At 71.4% G+C, this 22,886-nt stretch carries 23 protein-coding genes and 1 riboswitch; of the genes, 11 read left to right on the plus strand and 12 right to left on the minus strand.

The features are described from left to right. Positions 1-41 precede the first annotated feature (41 nt). The 6 genes from NAG42_RS08370 to NAG42_RS08395 all read left to right on the plus strand — a co-directional run bounded on the left by NAG42_RS08370 (position 42) and on the right by NAG42_RS08395 (position 5,501). Positions 42-2,036: a HelD family protein gene (locus NAG42_RS08370; protein ID WP_250029231.1), complete on the plus strand. Its 1,995-nt coding sequence runs from the start codon at positions 42-44 to the stop codon at positions 2,034-2,036. Between the two features lie 77 nt (positions 2,037-2,113). Further along, on the plus strand, positions 2,114-2,746 hold the full coding sequence (locus NAG42_RS08375; protein WP_250029232.1) for a transporter: 633 nt from the start codon (positions 2,114-2,116) through the stop codon (positions 2,744-2,746). Then, positions 2,743-3,069, plus strand: a complete 327-nt coding sequence (locus NAG42_RS08380) for a winged helix-turn-helix domain-containing protein (protein ID WP_250029233.1) — start codon at positions 2,743-2,745, stop codon at positions 3,067-3,069. The genes NAG42_RS08375 and NAG42_RS08380 overlap by 4 nt, the downstream gene beginning before the upstream one ends. Further along, positions 3,066-3,944: an ABC transporter ATP-binding protein gene (locus NAG42_RS08385; protein ID WP_250029234.1), complete on the plus strand. Its 879-nt coding sequence runs from the start codon at positions 3,066-3,068 to the stop codon at positions 3,942-3,944. The genes NAG42_RS08380 and NAG42_RS08385 overlap by 4 nt, the downstream gene beginning before the upstream one ends. Positions 3,945-3,960: 16 nt before the next feature. Beyond that, on the plus strand, positions 3,961-4,701 hold the full coding sequence (locus NAG42_RS08390) for an ABC transporter permease (protein ID WP_250029235.1): 741 nt from the start codon (positions 3,961-3,963) through the stop codon (positions 4,699-4,701). 50 nt (positions 4,702-4,751) lie between these two features. Then, positions 4,752-5,501 (plus strand): VOC family protein, encoded by a 750-nt coding sequence (locus NAG42_RS08395; RefSeq protein WP_250029236.1) that lies wholly within the window; start codon positions 4,752-4,754, stop codon positions 5,499-5,501. A gap of 7 nt (positions 5,502-5,508) precedes the next feature. Here the strand turns inward: NAG42_RS08395 and NAG42_RS08400 are convergent, their stop codons facing one another. From NAG42_RS08400 to NAG42_RS08425, 6 genes are all read right to left on the minus strand, one after another. After that, entirely contained in the window at positions 5,509-6,285 is a 777-nt protein-coding gene (locus tag NAG42_RS08400) for an ABC transporter ATP-binding protein (RefSeq protein WP_250029237.1), read from the minus strand. Beyond that, positions 6,282-7,346: a FecCD family ABC transporter permease gene (locus NAG42_RS08405; protein ID WP_250029238.1), complete on the minus strand. Its 1,065-nt coding sequence runs from the start codon at positions 7,344-7,346 to the stop codon at positions 6,282-6,284. The genes NAG42_RS08400 and NAG42_RS08405 overlap by 4 nt, the downstream gene beginning before the upstream one ends. Continuing rightward, positions 7,343-8,278, minus strand: a complete 936-nt coding sequence (locus tag NAG42_RS08410; RefSeq protein ID WP_250029239.1) for an ABC transporter substrate-binding protein — start codon at positions 8,276-8,278, stop codon at positions 7,343-7,345. The genes NAG42_RS08405 and NAG42_RS08410 overlap by 4 nt, the downstream gene beginning before the upstream one ends. A 132-nt stretch (positions 8,279-8,410) precedes the next feature. Continuing rightward, positions 8,411-8,479: riboswitch (cobalamin riboswitch) on the minus strand. Between the two features lie 45 nt (positions 8,480-8,524). Continuing rightward, positions 8,525-8,824, minus strand: coding sequence for a DUF4229 domain-containing protein (locus tag NAG42_RS08415; protein ID WP_250029240.1), 300 nt, complete (start codon positions 8,822-8,824; stop codon positions 8,525-8,527). 12 nt (positions 8,825-8,836) lie between these two features. Beyond that, positions 8,837-9,265, minus strand: a complete 429-nt coding sequence (locus tag NAG42_RS08420; protein WP_250029241.1) for a hypothetical protein — start codon at positions 9,263-9,265, stop codon at positions 8,837-8,839. 24 nt (positions 9,266-9,289) lie between these two features. After that, positions 9,290-9,940: a hypothetical protein gene (locus NAG42_RS08425; RefSeq protein WP_250029242.1), complete on the minus strand. Its 651-nt coding sequence runs from the start codon at positions 9,938-9,940 to the stop codon at positions 9,290-9,292. Between the two features lie 274 nt (positions 9,941-10,214). On the opposite strand from NAG42_RS08425, the gene NAG42_RS08430 reads away from it, so the two are divergent. The 4 genes from NAG42_RS08430 to NAG42_RS08445 all read left to right on the plus strand — a co-directional run bounded on the left by NAG42_RS08430 (position 10,215) and on the right by NAG42_RS08445 (position 17,125). Beyond that, positions 10,215-11,972, plus strand: a complete 1,758-nt coding sequence (locus NAG42_RS08430; RefSeq protein ID WP_250029243.1) for a C40 family peptidase — start codon at positions 10,215-10,217, stop codon at positions 11,970-11,972. Between the two features lie 208 nt (positions 11,973-12,180). Next, positions 12,181-13,908 carry a hypothetical protein gene (locus NAG42_RS08435; protein WP_250029350.1) on the plus strand — a complete coding sequence of 576 codons (1,728 nt, stop codon included), beginning with the start codon at positions 12,181-12,183 and terminating at the stop codon, positions 13,906-13,908. Between the two features lie 322 nt (positions 13,909-14,230). Beyond that, positions 14,231-16,372 (plus strand): DEAD/DEAH box helicase, encoded by a 2,142-nt coding sequence (locus NAG42_RS08440; RefSeq protein ID WP_250029244.1) that lies wholly within the window; start codon positions 14,231-14,233, stop codon positions 16,370-16,372. 96 nt (positions 16,373-16,468) lie between these two features. Next, the gene (locus NAG42_RS08445; protein WP_250029245.1) at positions 16,469-17,125 is read left to right on the plus strand and encodes a putative glycolipid-binding domain-containing protein; all 657 of its coding nucleotides are present in this window, start codon (positions 16,469-16,471) and stop codon (positions 17,123-17,125) included. Positions 17,126-17,162: 37 nt separating this feature from the next. Here NAG42_RS08445 and NAG42_RS08450 read toward each other — a convergent pair whose 3' ends face one another. Further along, positions 17,163-17,612 carry an Lrp/AsnC family transcriptional regulator gene (locus NAG42_RS08450; RefSeq protein WP_250029246.1) on the minus strand — a complete coding sequence of 150 codons (450 nt, stop codon included), beginning with the start codon at positions 17,610-17,612 and terminating at the stop codon, positions 17,163-17,165. Between the two features lie 213 nt (positions 17,613-17,825). Between NAG42_RS08450 and NAG42_RS08455 the strand changes: the two genes are divergently transcribed. Continuing rightward, entirely contained in the window at positions 17,826-18,101 is a 276-nt protein-coding gene (locus tag NAG42_RS08455) for a BldC family transcriptional regulator (RefSeq protein WP_026206443.1), read from the plus strand. On the opposite strand, the gene NAG42_RS08460 is transcribed toward NAG42_RS08455, so the two are convergent. From NAG42_RS08460 to NAG42_RS08480, 5 genes are read right to left on the minus strand one after another with little or no spacing between them, the layout of a single operon-like run. After that, on the minus strand, positions 18,074-18,712 hold the full coding sequence (locus tag NAG42_RS08460) for a UbiX family flavin prenyltransferase (RefSeq protein ID WP_250029247.1): 639 nt from the start codon (positions 18,710-18,712) through the stop codon (positions 18,074-18,076). The two genes, NAG42_RS08455 and NAG42_RS08460, sit on opposite strands and share 28 nt — an antisense overlap. A 16-nt stretch (positions 18,713-18,728) precedes the next feature. Next, positions 18,729-19,907: a hypothetical protein gene (locus NAG42_RS08465; RefSeq protein WP_250029248.1), complete on the minus strand. Its 1,179-nt coding sequence runs from the start codon at positions 19,905-19,907 to the stop codon at positions 18,729-18,731. Beyond that, complete coding sequence (locus tag NAG42_RS08470; protein ID WP_250029249.1) at positions 19,894-20,418, minus strand: SigE family RNA polymerase sigma factor; 525 nt, start codon at positions 20,416-20,418, stop codon at positions 19,894-19,896. Before NAG42_RS08470 ends, NAG42_RS08465 begins: the two co-directional genes overlap by 14 nt. A gap of 31 nt (positions 20,419-20,449) precedes the next feature. Further along, positions 20,450-21,346 (minus strand): menaquinone biosynthesis prenyltransferase MqnP, encoded by an 897-nt coding sequence (mqnP, locus tag NAG42_RS08475; protein WP_250029250.1) that lies wholly within the window; start codon positions 21,344-21,346, stop codon positions 20,450-20,452. Beyond that, positions 21,343-22,803: a menaquinone biosynthesis decarboxylase gene (locus tag NAG42_RS08480; RefSeq protein WP_250029251.1), complete on the minus strand. Its 1,461-nt coding sequence runs from the start codon at positions 22,801-22,803 to the stop codon at positions 21,343-21,345. The genes mqnP and NAG42_RS08480 overlap by 4 nt, the downstream gene beginning before the upstream one ends. Between the last annotated feature and the right edge of the window lie 83 nt (positions 22,804-22,886).

Below are 22,886 nucleotides of genomic sequence, written 5' to 3' on the forward strand. Positions count from 1 at the left end.
ATACGCGAGCAGCCAGGAAACACCCGGCCTGAGGATGCACCGTGCCCGCCTTCGACCTGGACACCGAACTCACCTCCGAACGCACCCACCTCGCCGAGTCCCGGGCCGCCCTGGCCCGCATGCGGGGCCGCGCCGAGGCCCTCTTCTCCACCGGCGACAAGGTCGCCGGTGACGCCTACACGGCCGAGCAGCTGGGCCGGCACATGGCCCGCCGGGTCAAGGAGCTCGCCGACGACCCGGCCACTCCGCTGTTCTTCGGGCGGCTCGACATCGACGAGGCGGCCTACCACGTGGGCCGCCGGCACGTCACCGACGACGCCGGCGAGCCGATGGTGCTCGACTGGCGGGCCCCGCTCTCCCGCTCGTTCTATCGGGCCAGCGTGCGCGACCCGCAGGGCGTCGCGACCCGTCGCCGGTTCGGCTTCGTCAAGGGCGAGCTGACCAGTTTCGAGGACGAGCACCTGGATCGCGGCGAGGAGCTGGGCACCAGCAGCCGCATCCTGACCGCCGAGATCGAGCGCCCGCGCGTCGGCCCGATGCGCGACATCGTGGCGACCATCCAGCCCGAGCAGGACGAGCTGGTCCGGGCCGAGATCACCGACTCGATCTGCGTGCAGGGCGCCCCGGGCACCGGCAAGACCGCCGTCGGCCTGCACCGGGCGGCCTATCTGCTCTATCTGCACCGGGAGCGGTTGCGGCGCTCGGGGGTGCTCATCGTCGGGCCCAACACCGCCTTCCTGTCCTACATCTCGGCCGTTCTGCCCACGCTGGGCGAGGTCGAGGTGCAACAGGCCACAGTGGATGAGCTGGTCGGCCGGACGACCGTGCGGGCCACCGACACTCCGGAAGCGGCCCTGGTCAAGCACGACGTGCGGATGGCCGAGGTGCTGCGCCGGGCGCTCTGGGCCAAGCTGGGCAAGCCGACCGAGCCGATCATGGTGTCGGACGGCTCGTACCGCTGGCGCATCGACGCCGAACCACTGCGCCGGATCGTCGACGAGGCACGGCGCGACGGGCTGCCGTACGCGGTGGGCCGGGAGCGGGTGCGGGCGCGCGTGGTCGGCTTGTTGCAGCGCCAGTCGGAATACCGCACCGGCAACTCACCGACCGACGGCTGGCTGCGCCGGATGAGCAAGGTGGCCCCGGTGACCGGGTTCCTCGATGCGGCCTGGCCCGCGGTGACTCCCGAGGCGCTGGTGACCGAGGTGCTGACCGACCCGCCGGCCGGGGTGCTCGACGACCAGGAACGCGACGCGATCCGCTGGGCCAAGCCACCCCGTACGGTGAAGTCCGCGAAGTTCAGTGCGGCCGACCTGCTGCTGATCGACGAAGCGGCGGGGCTGCTGGAGCGGGCGGCGAGCTTCGGGCACGTGGTCGTCGACGAGGCGCAGGACCTCTCCCCCATGCAGGCCCGCGCGATCGCCCGGCGCAGCGAGCACGGCTCGATCACCGTGCTCGGCGACCTGGCCCAGGGCACGGCGCCGTGGGCCGCCGCCGAGTGGCGCGAGACGCTGGGCCATCTGGGCAAGCCCGAGGCCGCCGTCGTGCCGCTGACAATCGGCTTCCGGGTGCCCGCCTCAGTGCTGACCCTGGCCAACCGCCTGCTGCCGGCGCTCGGGGTGGACGTGCCCGAGGCGGTCTCGTTGCGCAGTGACGGCGACCTGGTGCTGGTGCCGGTGGCCGATCCGTCGGCCTTGGACGCCGAGACGCTGGCCGAGGTGACCGCGGCGCTGGTCCACGAGGGCTCGGTCGCGCTGATCGCGGCCGACGAGGCGGTGGACCGGCTGCGCGGGCATCTCGCCGCTGCGGGCATCCCGAACGCGACGCCCGACGACGTCGACGCCGAGGAGCGGGTCACCGTGGTGCCCGCCACGCTGGTCAAGGGCCTCGAGTACGACCATGTCGTCGTTCACGAGCCGGCCGACATCGTCGCCGCCGAACCCAAGGGCCTCAACCGCCTCTATGTCGTGCTGACCCGAGCGGTGTCGCGGCTGTCGGTGGTGCACGCCAAGCCGCTGCCCGGCCCGCTGGCCTGACCGCCGGCCTGACCGCTCTGTTCGGTGTCAACTTTGTGGCACAAAGTTCTTTGACTTTGTGCGGTAAAGTTCTTTGCATGACCCCGATCGATGACGACGCCCCTCCGCTCGACCCGGCCGAGTCGCTCGCCCTGATCGAGCGGGAGCGGGCCAAGCTCGGCCGCGACCTCTCGCCCGACCCCCGGCTGATGTTCTGGCCGTGGGGCATCGCCTGGCTCGTCGGCTTCGCCCTGTTCTTCCTGCGATTCGGCCCGGACGGGCGGGTCTTCGTCGACCTGCCGGCCTGGCTGCCGCTGGCCGCCCTGGCCCTGCTGATGATCGGGGCCGGCATCACCACCGGGGTGGTCGGCAGCCGGGTCAGCCGCCGGGTCACCGGCCCCAGCAACCGTCAGGGCGCGATGTATGGGATCAGCTGGTCGGTCGCCTTCACCGCCTTCTCCATCCTCTTCGCGCAGTTCAGCGATGTGCTGCCGGAGAGCCAGGCGGGTCTGTTGTGGGCCGGCGGCATGGTCGCCCTGACCGGTGCGCTCTACATGGCCGGCGCCGCCATCTGGAACGACCGCAACATGTTCCTCCTCGGCTCGTGGACCAGCCTGATCAACATCGTGGGCATCCTGGCCGGCCCCGGGTGGCACTCGCTGATCGTCGCGGTCGCCGGGGGCGGCGGCATGGTCGCCGCCGGCCTGATCGGCTGGCTCAGGCTGCGATGAGCGACCACAGCGAACCCCTGGTCACCGAGCTCGACCCGGTGATCCACGCTCAGGCCCGGCTGCGCGTCGTCTCGGCCCTCTCGGTGCTGCGCGACGACGACCGCATCGCCTTCCCCCAGCTCCAGCAGTCGCTCAACATGACCGCCGGCAACCTCTCGGTGCACCTGCGCAAGCTCGAGGACGCGAGCTATGTCGAGGTCACCAAGACCCACCACGGGCGTACGCCGGCCACGCTGGTCCGCCTCACCCGGCGGGGCCGGCTCGCCTTCGACGACTACACCGCGGCGCTGCGGGCGCTGCTCAACCCCAAGGAGGAGCCGTGACCCTGGCCCGAGCCATCGAGGTGACCCGTCGCTACGGCGACAAGCCGGCCCTCGACCGCGTCTCGCTCGGCGTCGAGGCGGGCGAGCTGGTCGGTCTGCTCGGCCCCAACGGCGCGGGCAAGAGCACCCTGGTCAACCTGCTCACCGGCATCCGGCGGCCCACGTCGGGCCGGGTCGAGCTCTTCGGCGGCGACCCCCGTTCGGCCGCCAGCCGGCGCGAGCTCGGCGTAACTCCACAGGAGACCGGGTTGCCGGCCTCGCTCCGCGTCGGTGAGGTCGTCGACTTCGTCTCCGCCCACTACGACAATCCGCTGCCCCGGGGCGAGCTGCTCGACCGCTTCGGACTGACCGATCTCGTACGGCGTCAGACCGGTGGCCTGTCCGGCGGTGAGAAGCGGCGGGTCGCCGTCGCGCTCGCGTTCGTCGGCCGCCCCCGCATGGTGTTCCTGGACGAGCCGACCACCGGCCTCGACGTGCAGGCCCGCCGGTTGCTCTGGGACGGCATCCGCTCCTACTCGGCCGACGGCGGCACGGTCGTGCTGACCAGCCACTACCTCGAGGAGATCGAGGCCCTGGCCCGGCGGGTGGTGGTGATCGGGGGTGGCCGGGTGCTGGCCGACGACACGGTCGACGCCGTCCGCGGCCTGGTCGCCGTCCGCCGGGTCAGCCTGACCGTCCGCGAGCCCCTGCCCGAGCTGGCCGGCGTCTCGGACGTCGAGCGCGACGGCGACCGGTTGCATCTGCTGACCGGCGACGCCGACCGGCTGGTGCGCGACCTGGTCGCGTACGGAATCGACTTCTCCGATCTGGAGGTGCGCCCGACCTCACTGGAGGAGGCGTTCCTCGCCCTCACCCGCGAACCCGCGGCCGCCTGACTCCCCGGGAGGATCCATGTCGTCCCTCGCCCTCACCCACGCCCGCTTCCAGCTCCTCGAGACCATCCGCATCCCGATCGCCGTCTTCGGCAGTGCGTTCTTCCCGTCGGCGGCCATGCTCGCCTTCGTCGTGCCGTTCGTCGGCGACAACGCGGAGTACGCCACGTACGCCACCGTTTCGATGATCACGTTCTCGGTGATGACGACCAATCTCTTCCAGCACGGCGTGGGTGTCTCCGAGGACCGCGCGCAACCCTGGGATCCGTACGTCCGCACCCTGCCCGCCGGCGCGGCACCTCGCTTCGCCGGGCGCATCCTGTCCGGCCTGTGCCTGATGGCGGTCTCGCTGCTGCCGGTCGTCCTGATCGCCGCCTTCCTCACCGAGGCCACCGTGACCGGGGCCGGCTTCCTGATCGCCGCCGGGACGACGTTCCTGATCGCGATCCCGTTCATCCTGATGGGACTGGCGATCGGCTATTCGATGCCGCAGAAGGCGGCGATCGTGGTGGCCCAGGTCTTGTTCTTCCCGCTGGCGTTCCTGGGCGGCCTGATGACCGGGCCCGGCCTGGCCCCCGGCATCGTGGAGGATCTGGCGCCCTATCTGCCCACTGGCGGCGCGGCTCGTCTGATGTGGTCGGCGGTGGGCGATTTCCGGTACGATTTCGGATCTATCGCCGCGCTCGTGGGCTGGACGGTCGTGCTCGGTGGGGGAGCCGTATGGGCCTATCGACGCGATGAGGGTCGGCGTTTCAGCTAGAACAACGACACTTAAGCCCGACCACAGGTACGCGATGCGACGATGCGGCCATGACCCCATCGACGCCCGGAGCTCCGGCCTGGGTCGATCTCGGCACCGCCGATCTGGCCGACGCACAGAGGTTCTACTGCGAGCTGTTCGGCTGGTCGGCCGAGATGTCCGGTGATTACGTCACCTTCTCGCTCAACGGCCTGCCGGTGGCCGGCGCCGGTCCGCTCTACGGCGCCGGGCAGCCGACCGCCTGGAGCACCTACATCGGCACCAGCGACGCCGACGGTGTCGCGGCCCGGGTGGCGTCGAACGGCGGCAAGGTGCTGGTGCCGCCGTTCGACGTGCAGGACCAGGGACGGATGGCAGCCTTCCTCGACCCCGGCGGCGCGCCGTTCAGCGTGTGGGAGCCGGGCACGATGCACGGCGCCGAGCTCTTCGACGTGCCCGGCGCGCTCACCTGGAACGAGCTGAACGCCCGCGACCTGGACGGGTCGATGGCGTTCTACCAGGCGGTGTTCGGCTGGCAGTTCCGCAACAGCTCGATGTCCGGCATCCCCTACATCGTGGCCAAGGTGCACGAGACACCGGTCTGCGGCCTCCTGCCGATGCTGCCGGAGGTCTGGCCGGACGACGTCAGTCCGCACTGGACGGTGTATTTCGCGGTGCACGACTGCGACCGCTCGACCGAGCACACGCTGGCGATCGGCGGTCGCGTCGTCCAGCCCCCGACCACCCTGCCGATCGGTCGCTACGCCGTCCTGGCCGACCCCCAGGGTGGCATCTTCGCCGTGCTGGCCGGCGCCCGCTGAGCCGGCGTCAGCCCCGCACCGGCACGACCAGGGGGCCGTGGTCGCCTTCGATCACCCGGACCCGTACGCGGTAGTGCTTGGCCAGATTCTCCTCGGTGAGCACCTCGCGCGCCGTTCCCGCCGCGACCACCACCCCCTCGGCCAGCAGCACCATGCGATCGGCGTACTCCCCCGCGGTGGTCAGGTCGTGCATCGTCGTCAGCACGGTCAGCGACCGCTCGGCCCGCAACCGGTCGATCAGCTCGAGCACCTCCTGCTGGTGTCCGATGTCGAGCGCGCTGGTCGGCTCGTCGAGCAGCAGGATGCCGGCGCCCTGGGCGAGCGCGCGAGCCAGGAAGACCCGCTGCCGCTCGCCGCCGGAGAGCGTCTCGAGCCGGCGGCCGGCGAAGCGCGCGACATCGAGCGACTCCAGGACCTCGTCGACGGCGGCCAGGTCGGCGGCCGACTCGCGGCCCAGGGGCGGGATGTACGGCGTACGCCCGAGCAACGCGTAGTCGAGCACCCGCATGCCCGGCGGAACGGTCGGTGACTGGCTCACCGTGGCGATCGTCTTGGCGCGTTCGCGGCGGGGCAACCGGTCGACCGGGGTGCCGTCGAGCTCCACCGTGCCGGTGAAGGGCAGCAGACCGCCGATCGCGCGCAGTGCCGTGGACTTGCCCGCGCCGTTGGGCCCGATGACCGTGACCCACTCGCCCCGGGCCACCTCCAGGGCCACGCCGCCGACGATCAGGTTCCCGTCCAGGCGTACGCGAAGGTCCCGCACCCGGATCGCCCGGTCGCTCACGACGCGCCCCGGCTGCGGCGCAGCACCACGATGAAGAACGGCGCGCCGAAGAACGCGGTGACCACGCCGATCGGGATCTCGGCCTGGCCCCCGGCCGTGCGGGCGAGCAGGTCGGCCAGGGCCAGGAAGGCGCCCCCGAAGAGCACCGAGAGCGGCAGGATCGACCGGTAGCTCGGCCCGGCCAGCAACCGCATGGTGTGCGGCACGATGATGCCGACGAAGCCGATCAGCCCCGACACCGAGACCGCCGCCGCCGTGCCCAGCGAGGCGGCCACGATCAGCAGGTAGCGGCTGCGCTGGGGGTGCAGCCCGAGACCGGTCGCCTCCTCGTCGCCGACGGTCAGCACGTCGAACTCGCGACGCTGGGCCAGCACGATGACGGCGGTGACGACGGCGTACGGGAGCACGATGAGCACGTCGTGCCAGCCCGCCGTGGCCAACCGGCCCAGCAGCCACGAATAGACCTCGCGCAGCGTCTCGACGTGCTGCTGCATGAGATAGGTCTGCCCGGCCGCCAGGAACGACGAGACCGCCACCCCGGCCAGGATCAGCGTCGCCGGGGACCGGTCCCGGCCGCCGGCCGCGCCGAGCAGCCAGGTCAGCGCGACCGCTCCGAGCGCACCGGCGAACGCGGCCACCGGCACACCGATCGGCAGGTTGGCGGTGGCGTCGCCGATGGCCCCGGTCCGCAGCGAGATCACCGCGGTCACGCCGAGGCCCGCTCCGGCCGCCACCCCGAGCAGGTGCGGGTCGGCCAGCGGGTTGCGGAAGACTCCCTGATAGGCCGCCCCGGCCAGCGCGAGGAGGCCGCCGACCAGCAGCCCGAGCACCACCCGGGGCAGCCGCAGCTCGGTGAGGATCGCCACCTCACGGTCGGTCAGGCCGCTGTGCAGGTGCACCCCGGGCAGCAGGTTGAGCAGTTCGGCGGCGACGCCGGCCGGCGGCAGTGAGACCGATCCGAAGGCCAGCCCCGCGATCAGCGCCACCAGCACCGCCACCACGCCACCGGCCAGCCAGCCGGCCCGCAGCCCGGCCGGCCGGGCCACGTCCGCTTTGGTCACGCCGGGATTTTGGCCACGGCGTCGGCCACCGCCCGCACCAGGTCGACGGTGCGCGGACCCCAGCGGGACGCGATGTCGTCGTCCAGCGCGTAGATCTGATTGCTCTTGACCGCGGTGACCGTGCTCCAGCCCTTGCGGGCGGCGACCGTCTGCGGCGACTGCTTGCAGCACTTGGTGTCGGCCAGGAAGACCGTGTCGGGATCGGCCTTGACCAGCGCCTCCGGGGAGAGCTGGGGATAGCCGCCCTTGGCCCCGTCGGGGTCCGCGGCGTCGGCCACGTTGGTCATGCCGAAGAGCGAGAAGATCGAGCCCACGAACGTCTTCGAGGTGACCGTGTAGAGGGTCGGGTCGAGCTCGTAGTAGTAGCTGAGCGGCGTGCTGCGAGCCGGCACGTCCTTGACGATCTTGTCGATGTCGGCCTTCATCCGGGTGGTCACCGCGTCGGCCTCCGCCCGGTGGCCGGTCAGGGTGCCGAGCTCGCCGATCTCCTCGTAGGTGCGGTCGAGGTCGGTCGCGGCTTCGACGAGGAGCACCGGGATCTTCAGCCGGTCGAGCTGCGCGACGATCTTGTCGATGTCGTTGGACAGGATGACCAGGTCGGGGTCCTTGGCCGCGATCGCCTCGGCGTTCGGCTTGAACCCGGAGAGGTCGGTCCTGGGGGCGTCGGCCGGGAAGCTCGACTGGTCGTCGACCGCGGTCACCTGCGGACCGGCCCCGATCGCGAACAGCATCTCGGTGGCCGTCGCGTTCAGCGAGACGATCTTTTCCGGGCGTTGGTCGAGGGTGAGATCGCCGACGGTCACCGGGTACGACGCGGTGCCGGCGCTCGACGCCGCGGTGCCCGAGGGCTCGGTGCTGTCGTCGTTGCCGCCGCAGGCTCCGGCGAGCAGCAACGTGGTGACCGCCAGCGCGGCGGTGAGAACGCGTTTCATGAGATCCTCCGGTCGGCCGGGTGCTTCGCCGACGGGCGTCGGCCGGGTGCTTCGCCGACAGGGCCTCGGGGGTGGTCTGTCCGCGAGGCGCCCCTCCCCGGGAGCGCTTCTTCGCGACCGGCGTCCAGGCGACCTGGCTCGGCCCCCTCGACTTCTCCAGGAGGTCACACAGTTGCGGGACAGCGCCGGATTCCCACCGGCTTCGCTGAACGCGGTCCCTCTGACGCTATCCCACCCACACCGTGATCAACGGGGCGGTTCGGAGGTCTTCCCGGTGGCCCGGTCACCCTCTCGGGCCGCCTCCTCGTCGCCGGCCAGCGCGGCCCGCAGCCGCTGCTTCTCGGCCGTGCGACGACTCGCGACGCCGACGAGCTGCTCGTTCATCTGGTTGCGCCACTTGGCGAGCAGGAAATACGAGGCGACGGCGGACACCACGATCGCGATCATCCCGGCGACCAGGAAGTTGAGCGGGAGGGGCGTGAGCAGCGCGAGAACCACCACGAACAGGCCGATGCGGCCGAGCGTGTACTTGATGGCGGGGCTCATGTCTCCCTCTCCTCAGCCCACGCGGTGGCTCAGCCACCGCAGGCCGTAGAACCAGATCAGGCAATAGACCACAGTGAAGCCCGCAGCCCCGGCCAGGCCACTGACCAGCGTCGGGAACTGGCTCGCGGCGAAACCGGCGATCGTCATCCCGACGGCCACGGCGAACCCGGTGCCCAGCAGTGCGACGACCACCCGCGAGGCACCGTAACCCTCGGCGCGGAACTCCTCGACGAACAGCCAGACCGGCAGGATGATCGCGAGCCAGCCGCTGGTGGCGCCGAACTCGGAGACCCGGGTCAGCGACAGGATCGCCTCGAGGATCAGGAGCAGCACGGCCCCGGTCACCAGCCCGGCCAGCGCGGTGCCGAGAAGGTCACCGATGGTCGCCAGGCGTCCACTGGGGTCACGGCGCGGCCGGCGCGCGCTTTTCGTGTCGGTCATGACAACCTGAGGGTACGCGCCCGCTCAGGCCCACACCTTCTGCGGCTGGCTGCGGCGCTCGGCCAGCGACGGCGCCCGATCGTAGGCACGGACGACGGCGTAATCCTCGTCACGCTCGACCGGCTGGAAGCCCGCGTCCCCGATGAGCTCGACCAGATCGTCCCGCTCGGGCCGGTCGCCCGAGCCGTCCAGGTCGTCGGCTCCGAAATTCATCGTGAGCTGGGCGATCGACAGGGTGTGGGTGTCCCACGAACACGTCACGTGGGCGATGTTGTCGAGCAGCAGGCGGGACACGGCGAACATCTTGAGCGACTCGACCGGCGCGACCTCGGTGGCGCGGTCGCCCGAGCCGGTCTCCCGGCGCAGCGGGCGGAACGCCAGGACATCGCCGGTCTCGTCCTGCCGCTCCCGCAGCCGCAGCAACTCGTCGACGCGGTCGCCGTAATCCTCGAGATGCCCGTAGACCATCGTGGCCACCCGGTCGCCGCCGGCGCCGGCCGGAGCCGCGCCGGTGAACGTGACCCGGTCGCCGTTGAGCTCGGTGCGCCGGTGGTGGGCCAGCCGGCCCAGCCAGGCGAGATCGTCGCAGCCGAACAGCGCCACACCGTCCGCACGGCTCAGCCGCTCACCGGCGTGGACCTTGGCCTCCAGCTCGCGCTTCAATCCGGCCTCCATGTGCTGCGCCTCCCTCTCCGAACTGCGTCGAGAGTACGTCTGTCCCCCGGCGACCCGGCGGCCGCCGGTGTCCGCTCGGCTCCCGAGAACTGCCGTTCGTCGGATTCCCAGCCTTCTTTCATCTCGGATCAATCGACAGGCATGCGAGCTGTGGGGTAAGTCTTTAGGGGGACGGCACGCGGCGCCGGGCGCCGCGACGAACGGGGAGCAGATGGCGACAGCACGAGTTGGGGTCCGGCGATCACGCAGAGCGCGCCCATGGTGGCGCCCTGTCGTGTTCTCGGCTGTGGCCGCCACCATCGCCGCCCTGTTCCAGCCCGTGCCCGCCCTGGCCGATCCGGCCGCCGCCCCGCAGGACACGTTCAACCTGGCCGTGCCCGACATCGGCTCCCGGCCGATGGCGCTCGGCACCCTGACCCTCCCCGGTCAAAAGGCCACCATCTCCCCGGTCGCCTCGCTGCCCGGCGCCGCCACCAACCCGGTGCTGCAGCAGATCGAAAAGGGTCGCAACGACATCTCGGCCCTGGGCGACAAGTTGATCCAGACCGAGCAGGATCGTGACCTGGCCCAGGCCCAGGCCGAGGCGGCCCGGCTGAAATACGAGGCGGCCTCGGCCGCTCTCCAGCAGGCCCAGGCGGCCGCGGCCGACGCCGCCGCCCAGGCCGTGATCGACGCCGCCGCCCTGCCGCCGGGCAGCCTGGCCGGTGTCAACAACCTCGACGACCTGGCCCGCCTGCAGCGCGGCCAGGGCACCGCACAGGCCATCGCCCGTCAGATCGAGCTGGCCCAGGTGACGACGCAGCTCGCACTGGACGACCAGTCGCTGAGCACCGAGCGCCACACGGAGTACGCCGCGACCTACCGGACCCTGCAGACCCAGCTGACCCGCAAGCAGGCCGCGCAGCAGACCCTCGAGCTGGCCCACCAGCCCGAGTTGGCCGCGGCCGAGGCCAGCCAGGCCGGCGTCGACAGCGCGCTCGCGCCCACCTATCTGGCCGGCCCCGAGGCCGGTCGCGGCGCCGACGCCAAGGCCATGGGGGCGCTCCGGTTCGCCCTGGCCCAGCGGGGCGACCCCTACGTCTGGTCCGAGGAGGGCCCCGACGAGTACGACTGCTCCGGTCTGATGTGGGCGGCCTACAAGTCGGTCGGCTTCCAGCTCAACCGGGTCTCGCGCGACCAGTACTGGCAGACCCGCAACAAGGTCGTGTCGCGATACTCGCTGCTCCCCGGCGACCTGCTCTTCTTCAGCCATTCGAACAGCTGGCGGGGCATCCACCACGTCGCGATGTACGCGGGCAACGGCATGATGGTCGAGGCCCCGCGCACCGGTCTCAACGTGCGCCTGACCCCGGTCCGGTGGTCGCGGCTGTTCCAGGCCACCCGCGTGTTCGGCTCGATCGAGGGCGTCGTGCCCGGCCCTGTGCTCGGCGAGCCCGATCCCGAGCCGCCGACCACGCCGGACAACCCGACGCCGACCACGCGCCCGACCTCGCCGCCCACGAGCACGAGGCCGCCGACGAGCCCGTCGACGCCGCCGAAGAGTCCGTCGACCCCGCCGACCACCCCGTCGACGCCGCCCACCACTCCGTCAACCCCGCCGACCACCCCGTCGACGCCGCCCACCACCCCGTCGACGCCGCCGACCACTCCGTCAACCCCGCCGACCACCCCGTCGACGCCGCCCACGACAACCAACCCGCCGGCGACGACGAATCCGCCGGCCACCACCAACCCGCCGGCGACGACCACGGCGCCGGCCAGCGGTGGCGGGTCCAGCTCCGGGGGTGGCTCCAGCTCGGGTGGCGGGTCCAGCTCGGGTGGCGGGTCCAGCTCGGGTGGCGGGTCCAGCTCCGGGGGCGGCTCCAGCTCCGGGGGCTCCAGCACTCCGTCGGGTGGTGGGTCGAACTCGGCCGGCGCCGGGTCCAGCTCGAGTTCGGCCTCGGCTGACTCGACGCCCAGCGGTGGCAGCAGTTCGGCCAAGGCCACCGAGTCGACCACCAAGCCGTCCTCGAAGTCCTCTTCGGGATCCTGAGGGCGGCCCGGCGCGTCGTGTCCGCTTCGGTCTACGGGTGCCGGGCGGGCTCCGCCACGAGGTGCTCGAATTTGGTCTTTCCGGTGGTCGATGCCCGGCCGGGGGCATGGTCCAGTTGATGCCGGGTGTGCTGACGCGCACGGATATGGCACGGTTATGTGAGCGCCCGACGACCGAATCCGTCGGCACGCGGCGGTCGGGAGGTTCCATGGACGAGCGGCAGGCGAAACCGGACAGCGACGGCAGGAAGCCGCCCGCTGCGGGGACGCCGGTGGTCGGCGATCAGGATGCGTATGCGCCTCCGCCACCGCCCGCACCAGGAGCTTTGTGGGGAGCCATGCAGCCGGGCGAGAGCTCCGGCAGCGGCTCGGTGAGGGCGACCGCGCAGGTCTCGGCCGCTCCGGCCACGGACGACTCCGGTGCTTCCTCGGCTTCCGGCATCCCTTCGGCTGCTCCGGCTTCCGACAACGGTGCCGCGCCTTCCGACCGCACGCCCGAGCGGGTCGACGGCTCCAGCCGGCGACTGCCGACGACCCTCGGGTCGGGCGCCGCCCGCGCCACCGTGCCCGGCTCGATCAGCCCCGCGCCGGCCGGCGCGACCGGCTGGGGCACGGGCGAGGCCAAGGTCTACGGCAGCACCAACTCGGCCGAGGCAGCCGGAGCCAAGGTCGTCACCCCGACCGTGTCCGCTTCCGCCCCGGTCTCGGCAGCTCCTTCGGCGCCCATCGTGGCTTCCGCTCCCCCCGCCTCCGGCCAGGTGAGCCGGTCAGCGACGGCTTCCGCTCCGCCCGCTCCCGGCCAGGAAAGCCGGTCGGTGGTGGCGCGCGCCAAGGTCGGCGCGCCCAAGGCGCCCGACCGCGCGCCGGTCCAGTCCGACCCGCAGCCCGGGCCGAGCGACCCGGAACCCGCGCGTCCCGCCCCGGTGCCCACGCCGCCCCCATCGCGCCCGCAACCCGAGCCGAGCGACCCGGAACCCGCGCGTCCCGCCCCGGTGCCCACGCCGCCCCCGTCGCGGCCGCAGCCCGGAGAGCCTTCGCCCGGCCGCCCCGAGCCGATCGAGCCCCAGCCGTTCCCGGCCCCCACGCCGCCCGGCCCCTTCCCGGCGCCGACGCCTTCGCCCAGCCCGACTCCTCCTGGGCCGGTTCCGCCCGGCCCCGGCCCGTCGCCGGTGCCGCCCGGTCCGGGTCCTTCGCCCATGCCGCCCGGTCCCGGGCCGAACCCCGTGCCGCCAGGTCCCGGGCCGAACCCCGTGCCGCCCGGTCCCGGGCCGAACCCCGTGCCGCCAGGTCCCGGGCCGAACCCGGTTCCGCCGGGTCCGGGGCCGAGTCCTGTGCCGCCGTCGCCCGGCCCGAGCCCCGTGCCCGGCCCGCCACAGCCGATCGTCCCGCCCCCGCCGCTGATCTCCTCGGTCAACAGCGGTCTGCCGGCCTACACGGTGCCGCCGGCCACCTCGGGACGGCCCGCCACCCCGTTCGGGGTCGGTGAGCCGCACGGAAACCGGCCACCGTTCGGAGCGAATCCGCCTCGGCCGTTCGGCGCCCCCGGCGCTCAGGCGGAGCCGACCCAGGTCGTGCCGACCGAAACAAGGTCGCGGGCGGGCGACGTCCCGGCCTATCCGCCGGGCTTCGACCCCGAGCCGACGATGGCCGTCCCGCAGCAGCGCCCTGATCCCGGCACCCTCTATGGCACCGGCGGATACGAGACGATCGACACAACGATGCCCGTTTCGACCAACCCGGTGGAGAATTCCGGGTCGTTGACCGGGCACATCCTGGCCCAGGGCTGGCGCGACGAGGTCATCGACCGGCGGCGCGGCAACATGAAGGTCGCGGTGGCCATGCTGGTGGTGTTGGGCCTGCTCGTGACGGTGAGCATCGTCTTCCTGCTGACCGCCGGCAGCTCCTTCAGCGACTGGCTCGGGGGCGTCTTCTCCTGACCTCTCACAGCCGGCGGAAGTGCCCGCGGCGGCCGGGCCGACCGGTAGGCGATTTGGCGTAACGCCGGGCGTGACCCTAAGCTTGCTTGGTTTGTGTGCTGGGTCTGCTGCGCGTATTGCGTTCCGGGCCGACGGGTGAGCCTGCCCACTACCAGCGCGGAATGCGGTCGGCGTGCCAAACGTTGAGCCGTACACTTATGACAGTTATTGAGCGGCGTGCCCCCCTGGCGCGCCACGGGCGTTCTTGCGGGCATTTCAGCGGTCGGCTCACAGCAGCCACGGCGGGCCATTCGCGAGCATGCGCCCCCGTAGAGAGGTTCTCTTGACCACTTTCGCTGATCCCAGCACGTTCCCGTCCGTCTTCGAGACCCGTTCCACCGAGTCCGGCGCCACCGAGTCCACCGAGACCGCGTCGGCCGAGACCCCGGCCGCTGCCACCGAGCAGCCCACCCCCGAGACCACCGAGACCGTGGTCGTCGTGGCACCCGCCGACGAGACCCCCGTCGTCGCGTCCACCGACGAGACCACCGTCGTCGCCTCCACCGACGAGACCTCTGCTGTCGCGTCCGCCGACGAGACCCCCGTGGTCGCGTCCGTTGACGAGACTGCGGTCGCGGCTCCGATCGCTGAGACCACCGAGATCGCTGTGACGGCGGAGAGCACCGACGAGCCGGCTGAACCCGCCGAGCCCGCGGTCGTCCTGCCGACCTTCGCCGAGCTGGGCATTCCCGCCGAGCTGGTGCGCGTCCTCAGCCGTGAGGGCATCACCACCCCGTTCGAGATCCAGGCCGCGACGATGCCCGACGCGCTGGCCGGCCGGGACGTGCTCGGCCGCGGCCAGACCGGCTCCGGCAAGACCCTGGCGTTCGGCCTGCCGCTGCTGGCCCGCGTCGCCCAGGGTGGCCGGGCCCGCCCGCACTACCCCAAGGCCCTGATCCTGGTGCCGACGCGCGAGCTGGCGATGCAGGTCGCCGACGCGCTGACGCCGCTGGGCCGCTCGGTCGGCGTCTTCCTCAAGACCGCCGTCGGCGGGGTGCCCTACGACCGTCAGATGGACGCGCTGCGCCGCGGCGTCGAGGTCATCGTGGCCACTCCGGGCCGCCTCGGCGACCTGATCGAGCGGGGCGCCTGCCGCCTGGACGACATCGAGATCACCGTTCTCGACGAGGCCGACCAGATGGCCGACATGGGCTTCCTGCCCGAGGTCACCGAGCTGCTGTCCAAGACCCCTGAGAAGGCGCAGCGGCTGCTGTTCTCGGCCACTCTCGACGGTGACGTCGACGCGCTGGTCAAGCGGTTCATGCACGACCCGGTCACGCACTCCACGGACCCGTCCGAGGCCAGCGTGTCCACCATGGATCACCACCTGCTGCTGATCCCGCCGCACGACAAGTTCCCGATCGCCGCGTCGATCGCCAACCGGGCCGGCAAGACGATCGTCTTCGCCCGCACCCAGATGGGCGTCGACCGGCTCCAGGAGCAGCTGCGGCAGGTCGGCGTCCGGGCCGGCGCGCTGCACGGCGGCAAGACCCAGCGGGTCCGCACCCGTACGCTCGCCGAGTTCAAGGAGGGCCGCACCAACGTCCTCGTGGCGACGGACGTGGCCGCCCGCGGCATCCACGTCGACGGCATCTCGCTGGTCATGCACGTGGACCCGCCCAAGGACCCGAAGGACTACCTGCACCGCGCGGGTCGCACCGCCCGGGCCGGCGAGTCGGGTGCCGTGGTGACGCTGGTGCTGCCCAAGCAGCGCCGCACCACCCAGGCCATGATGTCCAAGGCCGGTGTCGCGCCGACCGAGACGCGGGTGCGTCTGGGCGACGAGAAGCTGGCCGAGATCACCGGGGCCAGCGAGCCCAGCGGTGTGCCGGTCATCGAGGAGCCGGAGCCCCGTCGCGAGCGTGGCGACCGTCCGCGTGGCCGCTTCGGCGACCGCCCGCGCGGCTCGTACGGCGACCGCCCCCGCGGTGACCGTCCGCAGCGTTCGTACGGTGACCGTCCGCAGCGTTCGTTCGACGACCGGCCCGCCGGTGACCGTCCGCAACGGTCTTACGGCGACCGGCCGGCCGGCGAGCGGGGCTCGTTCGGCGACCGTCCCCGCGGTGACCGTCCGCAACGTTCGTACGGCGACCGCCCCGAGCGCGGCGGCTTCGGCGGCGACCGCTCCGGCTCCACCGGCGGCGACCGCGGCAGCTCCACAGGCGACCGCGGCGGCTACGCCGGCGGCGCGGACCGCGGCGGCTACGCCGGTGGCGGCGACCGGGGTGGCTACTCCGGTGGCGGCGACCGGGGCGGCTTCGCCGGCGGTGGCGACCGTCCGCGCGGCGAGCGCGGCTTCGGCCGCCCCACCGAGCGCAACGGTGAGCGCGCCGGCGGTTTCCGCCGCGACACCAACCAGCGCAACGACCGCCGGGAGGGCCCCACGGGCCGTTTCGGCACGCCGCGCCCGGCTCGTAGCTACTGAGCCTGAACCACTCGAACGCTGAATCCGTGACGCCCGGCACCCGACGTGCCGGGCGTCCGGCTTTTCCCGGGCGGCCCGGCCGGGTACACAGAGGGCATGTCGCTGCTGCCCGCTTCCCTGTTCTGGCAACGCAAGGACCTGGCCGGATCCGAGCACACCCTGCTCGACACGTCCGACGGCCTCTATGCCCGCGGCACGGCGCTCGCGGTCGATCCCGTCCCCTACAGCTGTCGTTACGAGCTGCGCACTGATCCGGGCTGGGTCACGGCGCACTTCGATGTCGCCACCGAGGGCGCCGGCTGGGCCCGGACGCTGCGCCTCGAACTGGCCGCCGGCACCTGGCGGGCCACCACCGCCGAGCAGGGCAACCTCGACGCGGTGCTGTCGGCCACCGGGCACGCCGGCGCGGGACTGCCGGGCATCGAGGATCCCGATCTGCTGTACGGCGCGTTCGACGTCGACCTGACCGGCTCGCCGCTCACCAACACGCTGCCCATCCGCCGCCTGGGCCTGCACCGGCCGGCCGCCGACGCCGTCGGTGTCGCGCACCGGCTCAGCGTGGCCTGGGTGCTGCTGCCCAGCCTCGAGGTGGTGCAGGCCGACCAGATCTACACCGCGCTGGGCGAGGGCCGGGTGCGGTTCGCGACCGAGACCTTCAGCGCCGATCTGGCCATCGACGAGGACGGCTTCGCCGTCGACTATCCCGGCCTGGCCGGGCGGGCCGGTGACCCGTACCCCAAGCAGGTCTCCTGACGCCGCAGGCGGCTCCTCAGCGGCCGCGGCGGGGCGATCAGCCGAGGTGAGGCTGCGGCCGGTTCTCCCATTTGGTCGAGAGAGCTATCGCCGTCCGGGTCGAAGCCACCCCGGGCGTGCGGTTGACCCGCACGATGAGCTGTTCGAGCTCGGCGATCGTGCCGACCCGGACGGTCAGCTGATACGACTCCACCCCGGCCATGAAATAGCAACTCTCCACCTCGGGCATCGCGCGCAACGCGGTCAGCACGTCATCCGTGTCGGCGCCGGAGTCCTCGATGATGCCGATCAGGGCGGTCACGCCGAGACCGAGCGCCTCGTAGTCGACCTCGGCCCGGTAACCGCGGATCGTGCCGGCCGCCTCGAGCTTGCCGACCCGCTCGTGCACGGCCGGCGCGGAGAGCCCCACCTGGCGCGCGAGCTCGGCGTACGACGAGCGGGCGTTCTCCCGTAGCAGCTCGATCAGGCGGAGGTCGATGGAGTCCATGGTGAAGACCCTAATCGGGTGGCAGTTGGTCACTCACGCCCGGTAGCAGCGCAAACGTCGGCAGGATAACGATCACTGTCGCAATTAGGGCTTTTTCCGCATTCCAGGGACTCGGTTCCGGGGCAATGCTCTAATGGCTTTACGTCCCGATCGAGCACGCCGACACTCACCGTGATCACGGCCGCTCCAAAAGACCGACGCGAGGAGGGGGCTGTGGACACTGGAGATCGCTTGCTCACACCAGGCGAGGTGGCCGCGCTGTTTCGCGTCGACCCGAAAACGGTGACCCGTTGGGCCGCCGCTGGGCGCATCGGCAGCATTCGTACTCCCGGCGGCCACCGCCGATTCCGTGAATCCGAGGTCCGCGCATTGCTCGAGGGCGATGGCGTGGTCGAGGAAATGCGCGAGGACGATGCCGCCAACCGGCCCCGGAACGCAGGCCCGAGCAATCCGGGCATGGGTTACGGGCCGCCCAACGGGTTGCGCTGAGAGTTCAGTTCACCCTTCCAACGGGTCAGGAGCGTGTGGGGTACGCCCAGAGCGTCCAGCGCTTTGCCCGCAACGAAGTCGACGAGTTGTTGTGCAGTGGCCTGCGCCCCGGCGCCGTAGAAGCCCGGGCTCGCAGGGAGGACGACCGCACCGGCGTCATGAAGCGCGATCAGGTGCTCGAGGTGACTGCGCGTCACCGGCGTCTCGCGAGGGACGATGACTGTGCGTCGTCGTTCCTTGAGGTTCACCTCGGCCGCCCGCTGCAGCAGATCCTTGGACAGGCCGATCGCGATGCCCGCGCACGCGGCCGTGCTGGCCGGCACCACGATCATGCCCTTGGCCGGGTACGACCCACTGCTGGGCCCGGCGGCCAGGTCGCCCGCGGGCCAGTAGGACAGGTCGCCCAGATCCCGCCCCAGCCACGCGCCGACGTCGTCCTTCCAATGCGCGTCGCGCACAGTGGACCCGGTCTCGTCGAGGATCGTCAGCCGCGCGGCCCGCGAGACGACCAGATCGATCGCCTCGCCCGCATCGAGCAGGGCCGAGAGAACAGCCCGGGCGTAGGGCGTCCCGGAAGCCCCGGAGACCCCCACGACCCATGGTTCACGCATACCTCAAGTGTGCCCGCTAGTCCCGCTGCACCCAGGCCGAAGTGGGAAACGACTCCCGGGTGGTCTCCCAGGTGCCGGGTTTGCTGTCGGCGCCGGTGATGCGACCCGACCCGGCCATCCGCTTGAGCTGAGCCAGAGGCAGGGCCGGACTGCCCCGAGCGACCAGGAAGCCGTCGCCCTCGGGAGCGGCCTCGCACTCTGTTCCGTACTTCTCCTGGCCGGGAACGACCAGTTCGCACTTCGGAGTCGGACGGGAACCGGCCATCCGAGCCAGATAGATGCCGACCACGGCGCCACCGGGCGGGATCGGGGTGTAGCCCGGGTTTGCCACGGCCATGGGATAGCCGTAGTCGACCACGTTTCCCGCGGAGTCCCGGAGGGGCACACTCCAGGAACCGGTCGTGACTGTGGCCTGGTCCACGCGAGGATCGATGGTGAAATCAGCGCTTTTCGCCCGAGGAACGAATACCGACGTCGGCATGCCCCTCCGGCCCGCTTCCACGGCAACCAGGCGCAGGCCGGGTGGCACCCAGGAGAGGGCGTAGGCCTGCAAGGCCGGTCGCGGCTTGGTCAACTTGAACGCTGTGGCCAGCCGCACCATCTCGGGCCGGCTGAGGCCGCCGTAAGAGGTCACGACGGCCAGCGCACCCTTGGCGTACTCCCAGACGAGCATGCTGTCGGCCCGGTTGTCCGTCCGGGTGTCGTCCGGGGTCGCCGGCCGGGCGAAGAAGGCCTTGCCGCCGCCGATCTGCTCCGTGGGCGTGATGCCGCCGGTCTGCCAAAGCCGTTTCGGCTTGAAGCCGGGGCGATAAAGGGCGAGCTTGCCGGCCGACCGGTAGGCGGGGGCTCTGACGCCGATCACCTTTCGCCCGATGTACGTGGTCTGGTTGTTGACGCTCACCCAGTCCGGATCACCCACGCGCAGGTCGCCGCTCAGGTAACCGGAGAAGATCAGATCGAAGGGCTTCGTCCCGCGGGGGAAAGCCGGCAGCTCGACGTCGGCCGGGGTCCTGGAGTATCGAGCGACGACTTGCGGCACACCGACCGCGACGAACAATGCCAGCACCGCCATCACGACCCAACCGGACGTTCGTCTCCGCTTCCGCCGGCGCCCCGCGGCGACGATGTCGTCGACCGTGAAGTGCGCCGCCGGTGGCTCGGCGCGAGCCGCTTCGAGCAGCTCAGACAGCTTCATGATGGGCCTCCACGCGCTCCTCGGTGCGGATCTCGACGCCCAGGATGGCGCGGAGCGCCTCCAGACCACGGGAAGTGAATGCCTTCACCGTGCCCTCGGGGCACCGCAGCGCGGCTGCCGTCTGCGGCACGCTCAAGCCTTCGAGAAAGCGCAGCACCAACACCGCTCGATGCTTGACCGGGACCTGTAACAAGGCCCGGCGTAAATGCACCCGATCGTCGACCGAGGTGATCGCGTCAGGTGCCGGGCGGTCCGGTAGGGCGTCGCCGTGGGACTGCTCGCGACGCCACCAGGGTCTTCGTGTCTCGTCGATCGCCGCCCGCACCACGGCGGTCCGGGCGTACGCCTCCGGGTTGTCGACCCGCCCCCACTTTCCGTAGAGGCGGGCCAGAGCCGCGAGGACAGCGTCTTCCGCCACCTGCCAGTCGCCGCACGTCAGGTAGGCGAGCCCCCGCAGCGCCTCCATCTGCGTGCCGACGAACTCGCGGAACTCGGCCTCGGTGTCGCTCACGGGGGTTAGACGGACGTCGACGACCGAACGGTTACAGCAGGAGCAGGTCGAGGAGGGCGAAGACGAACAGGGCGATGCCGACGAATCCGTTGGCCGTGAAGAAGGCCCGGTTGACCTTCGACAGGTCGGTCGGCGTCACGACGATGTGCTGGTAGACGAAGGCGACCGCGGTCAGGGCCAGGCCGATCCACCACAGCCAGCCGAGGCCGGCCACCTGGCCGAACCACACGAACAGCGCGAACGTCACGACGTGGGTCACGGTGGAGATGTGCAGCGCCATGCGGACCCCGAAGCGGGCCGGGGTGGAATGCACACCGATCCGGCGGTCGACCTCGACGTCCTGGCAGGCGTAGATGATGTCGAAGCCGCCGATCCACAGGCCCACCGCCAGGCCCAGCAGCCAGGCCGGACCGGAGCCGTCGAACGTGCCGGTGATCCCCAGCCAGGCGCCGACGGGTGCGACGGCCTGGGCCAGCGCCAGCACGTAGTGCGGGAAGTCGGTGAACCGCTTGGCGTACGGATAGACGACCAGCGGGATGACGGCCAGCGGGAACAGCACCAGGCAGAGCCAGTTGAGCAGCCCGGCGGCGACGGCCATCACGACCAGGGAGACGGCGGCGCCGGTCCAGGCCGTCCGCGGCGAGACCGCGCCGGTGACCAGCTCCCGGTTCCGCGTCCGCGGGTTGAGCGCGTCGATCTTGCGGTCGAGGATGCGGTTGGCCGCCATCGCGAAGGTGCGCCCGGACACCATGGCGATGGTGATCAGCAGCAGATCGACCCAGTGGACACCCGAATCGAGCCGGTCGAGCGCGACCGCGGCGGAAAGATAGGCGAACGGCAGCGCGAAGACCGAGTGCTCGATGGCGACCAGGCGCAGGAACGCCTTGACCTTGCCCGGTTTCTCTCCAACCGCCGCGACCGCCGTCATAAGCCGTACTCCTTCCAGCGCTTCTCCACCAGGCTGATCACCTCGGGGGACATCGCCATCTCCTCGGGCCAGCCTCGTGAGTAGCCCTCGCCAGGCAGCTTACGGGTGGCGTCGATGCCCGCCTTACCGCCCCAGAACTGCTGGTAGGACGCGTGGTCGAGGTGGTCGACGGGGCCCTCGGTGAGCAGCAGGTCGCGGCCGTAGTCGACGTTGCCGAGCGCGCGGAAGGCCACCTCGTTGTAGTCGTGGACGTTGCAGTCCTCGTCGACGATCACGATCAGCTTGGTGAAGGCCATCGAGTGGGCGCCCCAGATCGCGTTCATGACCTTCTGCGCGTGCTTGGGGTACCGCTTGCGGATCGAGACGATCGCGCAGTTGTGGAAGACGCCGGCCGACGGCAGGTCGTAGTCGACGATGTCGGGGATCATCATCTTGAGCAGCGGCCGGAAGATGCGCTCGGTGGCCTTGCCGAGGCCGTGGTCCTCCTGCGGCGGCTGCGACGTGATGATCGAGTGGTAGATCGGCTTCTTACGCATGGTCATGCACTCGATGTGCAGCACCGGGAAGGGCTCGACCGGGGTGTAGAAGCCGGTGTGGTCGCCGAACGGCCCCTCGGGCAGGCGCTCGCCGGGCTCGAGATAACCCTCGAGGATGATCTGGGCCTCGGCCGGCACCTGGAGCGGGACGGTCAGGCAGTCGACCATCTCGACCCGCTCGCCGCGCAGGAAGCCCGCGAACAGGTATTCGTCGATGTCGGACGGCAGCGGGGCGCTCGCGGAATAGCTGACCACCGGGTCGCAGCCGATCGCGATGGCCACCGGCAGGCGCTGACCGAGCCGCTCGGCCACCGCGTGGTGGGCCGTCGAGTCCTTGTGGATCTGCCAGTGCATGCCCAGCGTGTTCTTCGAGTGCTGCTGCAGGCGGTAGAGGCCGAGGTTGCGCTTGCCCGTCTCGGGGTGCTTGGTGTGGGTGAGCCCGAAGTTGTGGTAGATGCCGCCGTCGCCGGGCCAGATCTGCAGACCGGGCAGCAGGCCGAGATCGACCTCGTCACCTTTGAGCACGACCTCCTGGCAGGGTGCGCTCTTGACCTTGCGGGGCGGCAGCGACTTGAGCTGGAGCACCTTGCCGATGCCCTCGCGGATGCCGGACCAGCCGACCGGGAGCTCCGGCTTGATCATCCCCCCGATGCGGTCGCCCACCTCGTCGAGATTTTCGACCCCGAGGGCCATGGCCATCCGCTTCTCGGTGCCGAAGAGGTTGATCGCCAGGGGCATCGAGCCGCGGGTGGGCCGCTCGAACAGCAGGGCCGGGCCGCCGGCCCGCACGGTGCGGGTCACCACCTCGCTGACCTCCAGCGTCGGGTCGACCGGGACGGTCACCCGCCGCAGTTCACCGGCCGTCTCGAGGGCGGCGAGAAAGCTCTGGAGATCTTGATAGGGAAATCCACGAGGCGCCATGCCATCCAGTCTCGCTCACCCCCCTGACAGTTCCGCGCGCGGGCGATCACCGTCACTCGTGCTGTCCGTTTCGCGTTGAGTGG

Source organism: Paractinoplanes maris, from assembly GCF_023544465.1.
Classification (GTDB): domain Bacteria; phylum Actinomycetota; class Actinomycetes; order Mycobacteriales; family Micromonosporaceae; genus Actinoplanes; species Actinoplanes maris.

Excerpts from the sequence above, each read along its gene's own strand:
- NAG42_RS08435 (WP_250029350.1), top strand. The coding sequence starts at position 12,181 with ATGGACGAGCGGCAGGCGAAACCGGACAGCGACGGCAGGAAGCCGCCC.
- NAG42_RS08380 (WP_250029233.1), top strand. The coding sequence starts at position 2,743 with ATGAGCGACCACAGCGAACCCCTGGTCACCGAGCTCGACCCGGTGATC.
- NAG42_RS08425 (WP_250029242.1), bottom strand. The coding sequence starts at position 9,940 with ATGGAGGCCGGATTGAAGCGCGAGCTGGAGGCCAAGGTCCACGCCGGT.
- NAG42_RS08375 (WP_250029232.1), top strand. The coding sequence starts at position 2,114 with ATGACCCCGATCGATGACGACGCCCCTCCGCTCGACCCGGCCGAGTCG.
- NAG42_RS08450 (WP_250029246.1), bottom strand. The coding sequence starts at position 17,612 with ATGGACTCCATCGACCTCCGCCTGATCGAGCTGCTACGGGAGAACGCC.
- mqnP (WP_250029250.1), bottom strand. The coding sequence starts at position 21,346 with ATGACGGCGGTCGCGGCGGTTGGAGAGAAACCGGGCAAGGTCAAGGCG.
- NAG42_RS08415 (WP_250029240.1), bottom strand. The coding sequence starts at position 8,824 with ATGAGCCCCGCCATCAAGTACACGCTCGGCCGCATCGGCCTGTTCGTG.
- NAG42_RS08460 (WP_250029247.1), bottom strand. The coding sequence starts at position 18,712 with ATGCGTGAACCATGGGTCGTGGGGGTCTCCGGGGCTTCCGGGACGCCC.
- NAG42_RS08465 (WP_250029248.1), bottom strand. The coding sequence starts at position 19,907 with ATGAAGCTGTCTGAGCTGCTCGAAGCGGCTCGCGCCGAGCCACCGGCG.
- NAG42_RS08420 (WP_250029241.1), bottom strand. The coding sequence starts at position 9,265 with ATGACCGACACGAAAAGCGCGCGCCGGCCGCGCCGTGACCCCAGTGGA.
- NAG42_RS08480 (WP_250029251.1), bottom strand. The coding sequence starts at position 22,803 with ATGGCGCCTCGTGGATTTCCCTATCAAGATCTCCAGAGCTTTCTCGCC.
- NAG42_RS08395 (WP_250029236.1), top strand. The coding sequence starts at position 4,752 with ATGACCCCATCGACGCCCGGAGCTCCGGCCTGGGTCGATCTCGGCACC.
- NAG42_RS08410 (WP_250029239.1), bottom strand. The coding sequence starts at position 8,278 with ATGAAACGCGTTCTCACCGCCGCGCTGGCGGTCACCACGTTGCTGCTC.
- NAG42_RS08390 (WP_250029235.1), top strand. The coding sequence starts at position 3,961 with ATGTCGTCCCTCGCCCTCACCCACGCCCGCTTCCAGCTCCTCGAGACC.
- NAG42_RS08445 (WP_250029245.1), top strand. The coding sequence starts at position 16,469 with ATGTCGCTGCTGCCCGCTTCCCTGTTCTGGCAACGCAAGGACCTGGCC.